The following is an 11,670-nucleotide window of genomic DNA, read 5'->3' as shown; positions in this document are numbered from 1 at the left end:
CCATTCCCGATTCTCCGCTTCATCACATATCGTGCTTGGTGACCGCGTAGCCCTGCGCCTTGTACTGCTTCCAGCGCTCGCGCAGCGGTTCGCGCGCGGATGGGTCGGCCGGGACCACTTCCAGGACGCGCTCGCAGGCGCCGAGGTAGGGCGCATCGCGCAGGTTGATCACCAGCGGGCGCTCCGGCGCGTCGACGCCGGGCGGCACGATCAGCACCTGCGCCTCTTCTTCGTCGGCATCGGCGTCGGCGATCTGGTGCGGGATGTAGGCGTCGGCATCGAACGCCCACAGCAGTTCGTCCAGCTCCTCGGCCTGGGCCATGTCGCGCGCCAGCACCAGGGTCCATAGGTTGGCGTCGTTGGCCTTGCGCGCCAGCTCGCACACCAGCCGCAGCGGTTCGTTGAGGAACCGCGGCTTGGCGATCAGATAGAAGTCGGCGCGCATCAGGGCTGGGAGTGGGGAATGGGGAATGGGGAATGGGAACAGCGGGCGGCGCGCGCGCCGCCTCCGGTTGGGTCAGACAAGGCGCTTTTCACGATTCCCGATTCCCGTTTCTCAATTCCCGGCCGCAACGCGGTCGAGCAACCACTGCGACAACAACCCCACCGGGCGGCCGGTGGCCATGCCGCGCTTGCCTTCGTCGCTGGCCACGCCGGCGATGTCCAGGTGCGCCCAGCGCTGGCCTTCGGTGAAGCGCGACAGGAAGCAGCCGGCGGTGATCGCGCCGGCCCAGCGGCCGCCGATGTTGTAGACGTCGGCGAAGCTGGAATCCAGCAGGCCCTGGTACTCGTCCCACAGCGGCAGGCGCCAGGCGCGGTCGAACACGTGCTCGCCGGCGGCCAGCAGTTCGGCGGCCAGGTCGTCGTGCTTGCTCATCAGGCCGGCGGTCTGGTGGCCGAGGGCGACCATGCAGGCGCCGGTGAGGGTGGCCACGTCGATCAGCGCCGCCGGCTTGAAGCGCTCGGCGTAGGTCAGCGCGTCGCACAGGATCAGGCGGCCCTCGGCGTCGGTGTTGCCGACCTCGATGGTCTTGCCGGACATGCTGGTGATCACGTCCGACGGGCGGTAGGCATTGCCGTCGATGGCGTTCTCCACCGCCGGCACCACCACCACCAGGTTCAGCGGCAGGCGCGCAGTGGCCGCGGCGACGAAGGTGCCGATGACGTTGGCGCCGCCGCACATGTCGTACTTCATCTCCTCGATGCCGCCCTGCGTCTTCAGGTTGACGCCGCCGGTGTCGAAGGTGATGCCCTTGCCGACCAGCACGTAGGGCTGGGCATCGCCGCCGCCGTTCCACTTCAGCACCAGCAACCGCGGCCGGTTGGCCGAGCCGCGCGCCACCGCCAGCAGCGAGCCCATGCCCAGCTCCTGCATCTGCGTCTCGTCGAGGATCTCGGCCTCGGCGCCGTCCACGCCCTGGGCGAAGGCGGCGGCGGTCTCGGCCAGGTAGGCCGGGGTGCACAGGTTCGGCGGCAGGTTGCCCAGTTCGCGGGCGAATTTCACGCCGGCGGCGATCGCCTCGCCCTGGGCCAGCGCGGTGGCGTCGTCGCCGTGCACGGCCAACTGCGCCAGGCCGCTGTCGTCGGGCTTCTTCTTGCCGAGGGTGGCGGTGTAGCGGTAGCAGGCGTGGTCGCTGGCGATCACCGCCTGGCGGATCGCCCAGGCCTGGTCGCGACCTTTGACCTCCAGCTCGCTCAGGGTCAGCAGCGCGCTGGTCGCCGGCCCGCTCTTGAGGGCGCGCGCGGCGTCGCCGACCGCCTTCAGGTATTGCGGCACGCCGAACTTGGCGGCGTCGCCCAGGCCCACCGCGAGCACGCGCGGCGCCTTCACGCCGGGCAGGTCGTGGAGCAGGGCGGTGGCGCCGGTCTTGCCGCTGACGTCGCCGCGTTCGGCCAGCGCGGTCAGGCGTCCGCCGCTGGCCGCGTCCAGGGCCTGGGCGGCCGGGGACAGGCGCTTGTCGGCGAACACGCCGACGACGATGCAGTCGAACGCCGCGGTGGCCGGGGCGTCGTGGTTCAGGGTGAATTCCAGGGCCATTGATCAGATTCCGTTGGCAAATCCGTACAATCGCGGACTCTTTACCCCCAGTCGGATAGGCTGGGTCCGCCGCGAACGAATCCGAGAGTTTAAATCAACCCACCCCCATGCCGAAGCTCGATCGATACCTGCTGCGCGATTTCGTCCAGAGCTTCTCGGCCACCCTGATCGTGCTGCTGGTGGTCAGCGTCGGTGGTGTGCTGGTGGACATCCTGGGCAACATCGCCGATGGCCGCATCCCGGCCAAGTTGTTGTTTTCACAGCTGGGCCTGCAGTTCGTGGTGTACCTGCCGCTGATTCTGCCGCTGGCGCTGATGCTGGGCCTGCTGCTGGCGCTGGCGCGGCTGTACCGGGATTCGGAAATGGCGGTGATCACCGCCATCGGCGTGGGCCCGCGGCGCCTGCTGCGGCCGATCCTGATGCTGGTGATCCCGGTGGTGACCCTGGTCGGCATGTGCTCGCTGTGGCTGGGCCCCTGGGCCGACCGCACCTCCGACCGGCTGATCGACGAGGCCAACCATAGCCTGCTGATGGCCGGGCTGGAGGCCGGGCGCTTCACCCCGCTGTCCGACGGCGGCATCGTCTACATCAGCACCCTGTCCGGGGACGGCACCAAGCTCAGCAAGGTGTTCATGCAGCGGCAGAAGGACGGCCGCCTGGACGTGGTCACCGCGCAGCGCGGCGCCATGTTCTTCGAGGGCAAGGCCGACCGCTACCTGCGCCTGGAGGACGGCTACCGGGTCGAGGGGCCGCTGGCCGGCGACGGGCTGGACTACCGGATGATGCGCTTCGTCAGCAACGACGTGGCGTTGCCGGACCGTGACGCCGCGCGCAAGGACGACGATCCGGAACTGCTGCCCACCGCCAAGCTGATCGGCGATCCGCGGCCGCAGGCCAACGCGCAGTTGCATGCGCGCCTGGCGCCGCCGCTGCTGGCGCTGGCCTTCGCCCTGCTGACCCTGCCGCTGTCGCGCAGCTCGCCGCGGCAGCAGCGCTATGGCCGGATCATGCTGGCGTTCCTGGCCTACCTGGTCGGCACCAACCTGATGTTCCTCGGCACGCAGTGGCTGAGCACCGAGAAGCTGCCGCGCGCGCTCGGCCTGTGGTGGCTGACCCTGCCGCTGCTGGCGTTGTCGGTGTGGATGTACCTGCGCGATGGCCGGCTGTCGCGGCCGCGGAGGCAGCCGGCATGAGGCTGCGTCCGAACCTGCACGATGTGTACGTGGGCCGCGCCGTGCTCGGCACGGTGCTGCTGACCTGGGCGGTGCTGCTGGGCCTGGACGTGATCATGGCCCTGTCCAACGAGTTCAAGACGATCGGCACTGGCAGCTACAGCCTGGGCCATGCGGCCGCGTTCGTGGCCTACACGGTGCCGCGCCGCGCCTACACCCTGTTCCCCACCGGCGCGGTGATCGGCGTGCTGATGGGCCTGGGCCAGCTCGCCGCCACCTCCGAGCTGACCGCGCTGCGCGCGCTGGGCCTGTCGCGGCGCCGGCTGAGCCTGGCCGCGGCGGCGACCATGGCGGTGCTGACCGTGGCCATGGTGGTCAACGGCGAGACCCTGGCGCCGTGGGCGCAGAACCAGGCCGATGCGATCAAGGCCAACGCCAAGTACAACGGCGACATGAGCATGGCCCGCTACTCCGGGCTGTGGGCGCGCGAGGGCAACACCTTCCTCAACGCGCAGGCCGGCGAAGAGCACCTGGAAGACGACGGCGGCACCTGGCTGGAATTGCGCGACGTGCGCCTGTACACGCTGGACGAGAACGGCCGGCTGGCCTCGCTGACCCATGCCGCCATCGCCGAGCACCGGCACAGCGGCTGGACCCTCAAGCAGGCCTACCGCGACACCTTCGCCGAGCGCTCGGTGCAGCGCGAGAAGTTCGACAGCCTGCCGTGGCAATCGCGGCTGGATGCGGCGGCGCTGGCCTCGGGCCTGGCCAAGCCGCGCAACCTGTCGGCGCGCGACCTGCACACCAGCATCGAGTACCGCCGCCGCAACGGCCTGGACGCGCGCGACTACGAGGACCAGTACTGGAGCCGCTGGTTCTATCCGTTGAACGTGCTGGCGCTGTGCTTCGCCGCGATCCCGTTCGCGTTCGGCGCGCTGCGCAGCGGCGGCATGGGCAAGCGCCTGTTCCTGGGCATCCTGTTCGCCCTGGTGTTCTGGCTGCTGCAGCTGTTCTTCGGACGCATGGCCGGCGCGCTGAAGTTCGACTACCGCATCGCCTACGCCTTGCCGCCGCTGGTGATGCTCACCGTGTCCTGGTTGCTGTTCCGAAAACGCAGCAGTTAGTCATGCGCCGGCGCGGCCTGCTCGGCTTCGGTCTGTGCATGCTGTACGCGGCGCTGGTGGCGTCATGCGTGTGGATGGCGCTTGGCGCCGATGAAAAGGGTCGCTTCGTATTTTTGCAGTTGCCGTTGACACCGCAGATGCTGGCATTGGAAGCGTTGGGCGTGGACCACGCGCTGCACGGACTGTCCTGGGTTGCCAGCTATCTGTTGCTGGTACCGCCGTTTCTGTTGCTGCTGTACTTGATGGGATGTGCGCTGCAAGCGCTGGGGCAGTGCACGATCATGCGCCTGGTGCATGCCGTGCGCGGCTCGGCGGCGAAGCAATCCCGAGGTCGTTTGCAGCCTTGATCCAATAAGGCAAGAGCGGTTGTGCCGCCGCGCGCCCATGTCCTGCGGTCAGGGCTTGGCTTTCGGCAATCGTGTCAGATAGGTGCCGCTGGCCCTGTCGTGCCAGGTCAACCGTTCGCGATCAAAAAGCGCCCACCAGAACCCCAGCCCGCCCAGCAGCAACGACACGCTGCCCACCAGATAGCGCCGCCACAGCGCGCTCCAGCTCGGCGTGTGGCCGTCGGTTCCGTGCAGGCGCAGCCGCCACGGGCGCATGCCCAGGGTCTGGCCGCCGCGGCGCCAGCTCAGCGTGGCGTACAGCCCGGCCACCACCCAGCAGCACAGCCACAGCAGCCACTGCAGGGCGCTGAAGGGTGCGATGTTCTCGCGCGGGGCATGGCCCTCCAGCGTGTAGCCGAGGGTGAACAGCGCCGAGACCACGAACCACAGCGCCAGCACCGGCCAGGCGTCGTAGAACAGCGCCAGCAGCCGCCACAGCAGCAGCGTGCGCGGACGGGGGGCGGAAGCGGGAGGCGATGCGCTCATCGGCACAGCTTAGAGCCAGCCGCGCGCTTTGCGGTGGACGGGATGCGCCGCTGTCGAACTGCTCACGCATGCCATCCCGGTGCGCTGCCCGGCCACGTCGACCTTGCGCCCCCAGGCAAAGCGGCTAGGCTCTTCCAATCCCCAATCCCCAATCCCCAATCCCCAATCCCCAATCCCCAATCCCCAATCCCGCCCAGCATGCCCTCCCTGCATTCCCCCGCCGAACGCCGCCAGCAGACGCAACGGCTCGCGCCGCTGCGCGAGGCCGATGCGGTCGCGATCCAGCAGTTCCTGGATGCGGCCTGGGCCGAGCAGGGTTTGGCGCGGCAGAGCCTGGACAGCTACCGCCGCGACCTTGAGGGTTTCGCGCGCTGGCGCGACGGTGCGGGCGGTGGCCTGGCCGGCGCCGATCGGCAGGCGCTGTTCGACTACCTGGCCTGGCGCACCGAAATGGGCTATTCGCCGCGCAGCAATGCGCGCTGGCTGTCGTCGCTGCGCGCGTTCTTCGCGCTGCGCGTGCGCCGCGGCGAGCGCAGCGACGACCCGACCGCGCTGCTGGAACCGCCACGGCTGCCGCGTTCGCTGCCCAAGGCGCTGGCCGAGAGCCAGATCGATGCGTTGCTGGCGGCGCCGGACGCGACCGCGCCGGCCGGGCTGCGCGACCGCGCCATGCTTGAGTTGATGTATGCCGCCGGCCTGCGCGTCAGTGAGTTGGTGAATCTGCCGGCCAATGCGGTGAACCTGCGCCAGGGCGTGCTGCGGGTCACCGGCAAGGGCAGCAAGGAGCGGCTGGTGCCGCTGGGCGAGGAATCGCAGCACTGGCTGCAGTGCTACCTGGACAGCGCACGGCCGGCGCTGGCGGCCGGGCAGGCGGTGCCGGCCAGCGACGGCGTGGTGCCGCTGTTCATCGATGCCGCCCGGCGCGCGCTGACCCGCCAGCAGTTCTGGGGCCTGGTCAAGCGTTATGCCGCGGTGGCCGGGATCGACCCGGCGCGGATCAGTCCGCACGGCCTGCGTCACAGCTTCGCCACGCATCTGCTCAACCGCGGCGCCGACCTGCGCGCGCTGCAGATGCTGCTCGGCCACAGTTCGCTGTCCACCACCCAGATCTACACCCTGGTCGCGCGCGAGCACCTGCAGAGCCTGCACCGCAAGCATCATCCGCGCGGGTGAGCGCGGTCGCGGCGCGCGATGGCCGCTCAGCCTGTCTACATGGACCGCGGTGGGGGGTATGCGACAATCGGGCGATTCGCAGCCCTCATGGATCGCCAATGCTCCGTTTTGCTCTTTGCGCGCTGCTGGGCGCAGCTTCGCTCTCCGCCTGCGCACAGTCCACCTCCCCGGCGCCCGGCGCCGCCGCGGCCAAGGCCAGCCCCGCCGCCAGCGGCGCCCCGGGCGAGCAGCGCGTGCGTGCGGCGCTGCTGCAGCTGGATCCGAACTTCAAGCCCGACTACATCGGCGCCGCGCCGTTCCCCGGCTTCCGCGAGGTGGTGGTCGGCGGCCAGGTGCTGTACGTCTCCGACGACGGCCGCTACCTGTTCCAGGCGCAGCCGTTCGACATCCAGGAAAAGCAGTTCGCCTCCAGCGAGGGCCTGCTGAGCTACCGCCGCAAGCTGCTGGAATCGGCGCCGCGCGCCGACCGCATCGTGTTCGCCCCGGCCAATCCCAAGTACACCATCAGCGTGTTCACCGACATCGAATGCGGCTATTGCCGCAAGCTGCACAGCGAGATCGGCGAACTCAACAAGCAGGGCATCGCCGTGGAATACCTGGCGTTCCCGCGCATGGGCCTGGGCAGCCAGGACTACAAGGACATGGTCGCGGTGTGGTGCGCGGCGGACAAGAAGCAGGCGCTGACCGACGCCAAGGCCAGCGGCAAGGTGCCGAGCGCGGCCAACTGCAAGAACCCGGTGACCATGCAGTACAACCTGGGCCAGCGCCTGGGCGTCAACGGCACCCCGGCGATCTTCGCCCCGGACGGCACCCAGCTCGGCGGCTACCTGCCCCCGGCCAAGCTGCGCGAAGCCCTGGACCAGCGCGCGGCGGAAGCGACCAAGGCTGGCGGAAGCCGCTGAGCGGCCGGGAATGGGGAAACGGGAATCGGGAATGGGCGCGACTGCGCTCGTTTTCCCCCAGGCACGGCGTTTAACGCCGGTGTCTCCCCTTGGGGGCATCGGCGCGGTCTTTGTCGCTGCGTTATCGCGGGCGTCACACCGCATTTTGTGTCCAGAGCGCCAGTGCAACGGGCGTCCAACCACCGGTAGTACGTCCGCGTGCGCCGACCCCGCTCGGCGGCTGGCTGTGCCGATTCCCCATTCCCGAATCCCCGTTCCCAGCTCTCCGCTACAATAGCCAGCCCGTTTCCTCACACGGTTCCCCGGACATGATCGTCCTCGAGGGCGCTTCCGCCCTTTCGCCGTTCCGTCGCGCTCGGCTCGAAACCCGCCTGCAGTCCCTGGTTCCCGGTGTGCGCATCGCCGGCGCCTGGCACGTCTACTTCATCGACGGCGAGAACGCCGCATCGCTCGACCTGGTCGCGGCGCGGCGCATCCTGCAGGCGCAGGACGCACCGGCGCCGGCTGAAGCCGGGACCTGCTCGCGCTACGTGGTGCCGCGGCTGGGCACGCGCTCGCCGTGGTCGAGCAAGGCCACCGAACTGGTGCGCGGCGCCGGGTTGGCGATCCGCCGGGTCGAGCGCGGCACCCGCCTGGACCTGGCCGGTTGGCCCGCGGCGGCGGCCGATCAGGCTGCGCTGGCCAAGCTGCTGCACGATCCGATGACCCAATCGCTGCTGGACAGCGCCGCGCAGGCGCAGGCGCTGTTCCAGGCGCCGGTGCGGGGCGAGGTCGAGCGCATCCCGCTGGACCAGTTGGACGCGGCCAATGCGCGCCTGGGCCTGGCCCTGGCCCAGGACGAGATCGACTACCTGCGCCAGCGCTTCGGCGAGCTCGGCCGCGATCCGGCCGACGTGGAACTGATGATGTTCGCGCAGGCCAATTCCGAGCACTGCCGGCACAAGATCTTCAACGCCAGCTGGACCATCGACGGCAAGGAGCAGGACCGCTCGCTGTTCCGGATGATCAAGCACACCCACCAGCAGACGCCGCAGCACACGCTCAGCGCGTACAGCGACAACGCGGCGGTGGTGGAAGGGCATCCGGCCGCGCGCTACCGCCCGGATCCGGCCAGCGGCGAGTACCGCAGCGAGGCGGTGACGCCGTCGGCGTTCTGCATCAAGGTCGAGACCCACAACCACCCGACCGCGATCGCGCCGTTCCCGGGCGCCTCCACCGGCGCCGGCGGCGAGATCCGCGACGAGGGCGCCACCGGCCGCGGCGGCAAGCCCAAGGCCGGCCTGACCGGCTTCAGCGTCTCGCACCTGCGCATTCCCAGCCTGCCGCAGCCGTGGGAGGGCGCGCGTCCGCTCAACCCGCGCATGGCCCCGGCGCTGGAAATCATGCTGGACGGCCCGCTCGGCGGCGCCGCGTTCAACAACGAATTCGGCCGGCCCAACCTGCTCGGCTATTTCCGCAGCTTCGAGCTGCCGGAGACGCAGGACCTGACCCGCGCCTACGACAAGCCGATCATGCTGGCCGGCGGCCTGGGTGCGATCGACCGCGTGCAGGTGGAGAAGATCCCGCTGCAGCCCGGCGATGCGGTGATCGTGCTCGGCGGCCCGGCGATGCTGATCGGCCTGGGCGGCGGCGCGGCCAGTTCGGTGGCCTCCGGCGACAGCGCCGAGGACCTGGATTTCGCCAGCGTGCAGCGCGACAACCCGGAGATGGAGCGGCGCGTGCAGGAGGTCATCGACCGCTGCGTGGCGCTGGGCGCGGACAACCCGATCCGCTGGTTCCACGACGTCGGCGCCGGCGGCCTGTCCAACGCCATTCCCGAACTGCTGCACGACTCCGGCGTGGGCGGGATCATCGACCTGGACCGCGTGCCCAGCGACGACCCGTCGCTGTCGCCGATGCAGCTGTGGTGCAACGAATCGCAGGAACGCTACGTGCTCGGCGTGCCGCAGGCGCGCCTGGCCGAATTCGCCGCCCTGTGCGAGCGCGAGCGCTGTCCGTTTGCCGCGGTGGGCGTGGCGACCGCCGAGGAACGGCTCGTTGTGGGCTACGGTGTCCTCGGCGGTGGGAATGGAGAATCGGGAATCGGGAATGGTGAAAAGCAGGCAGACTCCGCTGTTGCCCATTCCCCATTCCCCACTCCCCATTCCCAGCATCCGATCGACCTGCCGATGGACGTGCTGTTCGGCAAGCCGCCGAAGATGCACCGCGACGCCCGCCAGCCGCCCGCGCCGCGTTGGCCGGAGCTGGACACCGATGCGCTGGACCTGCGCGAGGCCGGGCTGCGGGTGTTGGCGCATCCGACGGTGGCGGCGAAGAGTTTCCTGGTCACCATCGGCGATCGCAGCGTCGGCGGCCTGACCGCGCGCGAGCAGATGATCGGTCCCTGGCAGCTGCCGCTGGCCGATTGCGCGATCACCCTGGCCGGCTTCGACACCCACGCCGGCGAAGCGATGGCGATCGGCGAGCGCACCCCGCTGGCCCTTCTCGACGCCGCCGCGGCCGCGCGGATGGCGGTGGGCGAAGCGATCACCAACCTGTGCGCGGCGCCGGTGCAGGCGCTGGACCAGGTCAAGCTGTCGGCGAACTGGATGGCCGCGGCCAACCACGACGGCGAGGACGCGCGCCTGTACGCCGCGGTCAAGGCGGTGGGCATGGAACTGTGTCCGCAGCTGGACCTGAGCATCCCGGTGGGCAAGGACTCGCTGTCGATGCAGGCGCAGTGGGGTGTTACGGCCGTGAATCGGGAATCGGGAATCGGGAATGGGGAAAAGCGCGATGCTTCCGCCGCCGATGCCGCCGCTTCTTCGATTCCCGATTCCCCATTCTCCAGTCCCGGCGCCACGCACAAAAGCGTCTCGCCCGTCTCCCTCATCGTCTCCGCCTTCGCGCCCGTCGCCGATGCGCGGGCGCAGCTGACGCCGTTGCTGGCGCGCGAGGCCGAGAGCGAGGTGTGGCTGATCGGGCTGGGCGGCGGCAAGCAGCGCCTGGGCGGTTCGGTGCTGGCGCAGGTGCATGGCGATGGCGCGCTGCCGGCGTTCGGTGGCGCGGTGCCCGACCTGGACGATCCGCAGCGGCTGCGTGCGTTCTTCGAACTGATCCGCGATGCGCGCGAGGCCGGCTTGCTGCTGGCCTATCACGACCGCAGCGACGGCGGCGCGTTCGCCGCGCTGTGCGAGATGGCGTTCGCCTCGCGGCAGGGCCTGGACATCACCCTCGATGCCTGGGGCGACGATCCGTTCCGCAGCCTGTTCAACGAGGAACTGGGCGCGGTGGTGCAGGTCGCCAAGGAAGATCGCGCCGCGTTCGCCGACCTGATCGAGCGCCATGCGCTGACCGAATGCGCGCAGCGCATCGCCCGCCCCAGCACCGCCGCCGCGGTGCGCGTGGGCCTGGGCGGCAAGACCCTGGCCGAATGGCGCTGGGACGAGCTGTTCGATGCCTGGTGGTCGGTCACCCACGCCATGCAGACGCTGCGCGACAACCCCGACAGCGCCGCCGAGGAGCGCGCGTTGGCGCGCGACTTCGCCGCGCCCGGACTGAAGCCGAAGCTGGCCTTCGACCCGGCCGAGGACATCGCTGCGCCGTTCGTCGTCAGCGGCCAGCGGCCGAAGGTGGCGATCCTGCGCGAGCAGGGCGTCAACGGCCAGATCGAGATGGCCAATGCGTTCGAGCGCGCCGGTTTCCGCGCCTTCGACGTGCACATGAGCGACCTGATCGCCGGCCGTGTGAACCTGGCCGACTTCGTCGGCCTGGCCGCCTGCGGCGGCTTCAGCTACGGCGACGTGCTCGGCGCCGGCCGCGGCTGGGCCACCTCGATCCTGGAGCGGGCGGCGCTGCGCGATGCCTTCGCTGCGTTCTTCGCGCGCAGCGACAGCTTCGCCCTGGGCGTGTGCAACGGCTGCCAGATGCTCAGCCAGCTCAAGGACATCATTCCCGGTGCCGAGCACTGGCCGCGCTTCCTGCGCAACCGCAGCGAGCAGTTCGAGGCGCGCACCAGCCTGCTGGAGGTGGTGGAATCGCCGTCGATCTTCCTGCGCGGCATGGCCGGCTCGCGGATCCCGGTGGCGGTGGCGCACGGCGAAGGCCGCGCCGAATTCGACAGTGCCGTGGACCAGGCCGCCGCGCGCGTGGCACTGCGTTTCGTCGACGGCCATGGCGCCGTCGCCACGCAGTACCCGCTGAACCCGAACGGCTCGCCCGACGGCATCACCGGCCTGACCAGCGACGACGGCCGGGTGACCATCCTGATGCCGCATCCGGAACGCACCCTGCGTTCGCTCAACCTCAGCTGGCATCCGGCCGAGTGGCCGGACGAGGCGCCGTGGCTGCGCATGTTCCGCAACGCACGGGTGTGGGTGGGCTGACCCGCCCCCTGGCGCGCTCGCCGCA

Annotated in this window: 9 protein-coding genes; 6 read left to right on the top strand and 3 right to left on the bottom strand. The window is 70.1% G+C overall.

The genetic code is table 11. The features are described 5' to 3' along the window. Positions 1 to 22 precede the first annotated feature (22 nt). Together M3U25_RS14085 and M3U25_RS14080 are read right to left on the bottom strand one after the other, a co-directional pair. A complete protein-coding gene (locus M3U25_RS14085; protein ID WP_242081849.1) occupies positions 23 to 448 on the bottom strand; it encodes a DNA polymerase III subunit chi in 426 nt (141 codons plus the stop codon). A gap of 108 nt (positions 449 to 556) precedes the next feature. Next, positions 557 to 2,038 (bottom strand): leucyl aminopeptidase, encoded by a 1,482-nt coding sequence (locus M3U25_RS14080; RefSeq protein ID WP_355503088.1) that lies wholly within the window; start codon positions 2,036 to 2,038, stop codon positions 557 to 559. Between the two features lie 107 nt (positions 2,039 to 2,145). On the opposite strand from M3U25_RS14080, the gene lptF reads away from it, so the two are divergent. Genes lptF through M3U25_RS14065 form a run of 3 tightly spaced genes read left to right on the top strand, consistent with a single transcriptional unit; the run spans position 2,146 to position 4,681 of the window. Further along, positions 2,146 to 3,231 (top strand): LPS export ABC transporter permease LptF, encoded by a 1,086-nt coding sequence (gene lptF / locus M3U25_RS14075; protein WP_160948123.1) that lies wholly within the window; start codon positions 2,146 to 2,148, stop codon positions 3,229 to 3,231. Next, positions 3,228 to 4,334 carry an LPS export ABC transporter permease LptG gene (gene lptG / locus M3U25_RS14070; protein WP_242159742.1) on the top strand — a complete coding sequence of 369 codons (1,107 nt, stop codon included), beginning with the start codon at positions 3,228 to 3,230 and terminating at the stop codon, positions 4,332 to 4,334. Before lptF ends, lptG begins: the two co-directional genes overlap by 4 nt. A gap of 2 nt (positions 4,335 to 4,336) precedes the next feature. After that, a complete protein-coding gene (locus tag M3U25_RS14065; RefSeq protein ID WP_242159743.1) occupies positions 4,337 to 4,681 on the top strand; it encodes a hypothetical protein in 345 nt (114 codons plus the stop codon). A 48-nt stretch (positions 4,682 to 4,729) separates the two neighbouring features. Here M3U25_RS14065 and M3U25_RS14060 read toward each other — a convergent pair whose 3' ends face one another. Beyond that, entirely contained in the window at positions 4,730 to 5,206 is a 477-nt protein-coding gene (locus M3U25_RS14060; RefSeq protein WP_355503091.1) for an RDD family protein, read from the bottom strand. Positions 5,207 to 5,404: 198 nt separating this feature from the next. Between M3U25_RS14060 and xerD the strand changes: the two genes are divergently transcribed. From xerD to purL, 3 genes are all read left to right on the top strand, one after another. Beyond that, positions 5,405 to 6,379 carry a site-specific tyrosine recombinase XerD gene (xerD, locus tag M3U25_RS14055; RefSeq protein WP_355503093.1) on the top strand — a complete coding sequence of 325 codons (975 nt, stop codon included), beginning with the start codon at positions 5,405 to 5,407 and terminating at the stop codon, positions 6,377 to 6,379. Between the two features lie 98 nt (positions 6,380 to 6,477). Next, positions 6,478 to 7,281 (top strand): DsbC family protein, encoded by an 804-nt coding sequence (locus tag M3U25_RS14050; protein WP_242159746.1) that lies wholly within the window; start codon positions 6,478 to 6,480, stop codon positions 7,279 to 7,281. Positions 7,282 to 7,589: 308 nt separating this feature from the next. Beyond that, positions 7,590 to 11,645, top strand: coding sequence for a phosphoribosylformylglycinamidine synthase (gene purL, locus M3U25_RS14045; RefSeq protein ID WP_355503096.1), 4,056 nt, complete (start codon positions 7,590 to 7,592; stop codon positions 11,643 to 11,645). Positions 11,646 to 11,670: the final 25 nt, after the last annotated feature.

This window comes from Xanthomonas sp. PPL134 (genome assembly GCF_040595915.1).
Classification (GTDB): domain Bacteria; phylum Pseudomonadota; class Gammaproteobacteria; order Xanthomonadales; family Xanthomonadaceae; genus Xanthomonas_A; species Xanthomonas_A indica.
Note: the sequence above shows the minus strand (reverse complement) of the source record. Positions and strands in the feature narration are given on the sequence as shown.

Coding starts and splice junctions, on each gene's coding strand:
- xerD (WP_355503093.1), top strand. CDS start 5,405: ATGCCCTCCCTGCATTCCCCCGCCGAACGCCGCCAGCAGACGCAACGG.
- lptG (WP_242159742.1), top strand. CDS start 3,228: ATGAGGCTGCGTCCGAACCTGCACGATGTGTACGTGGGCCGCGCCGTG.
- M3U25_RS14065 (WP_242159743.1), top strand. CDS start 4,337: ATGCGCCGGCGCGGCCTGCTCGGCTTCGGTCTGTGCATGCTGTACGCG.
- M3U25_RS14060 (WP_355503091.1), bottom strand. CDS start 5,206: ATGAGCGCATCGCCTCCCGCTTCCGCCCCCCGTCCGCGCACGCTGCTG.
- M3U25_RS14050 (WP_242159746.1), top strand. CDS start 6,478: ATGCTCCGTTTTGCTCTTTGCGCGCTGCTGGGCGCAGCTTCGCTCTCC.
- lptF (WP_160948123.1), top strand. CDS start 2,146: ATGCCGAAGCTCGATCGATACCTGCTGCGCGATTTCGTCCAGAGCTTC.
- purL (WP_355503096.1), top strand. CDS start 7,590: ATGATCGTCCTCGAGGGCGCTTCCGCCCTTTCGCCGTTCCGTCGCGCT.
- M3U25_RS14080 (WP_355503088.1), bottom strand. CDS start 2,038: ATGGCCCTGGAATTCACCCTGAACCACGACGCCCCGGCCACCGCGGCG.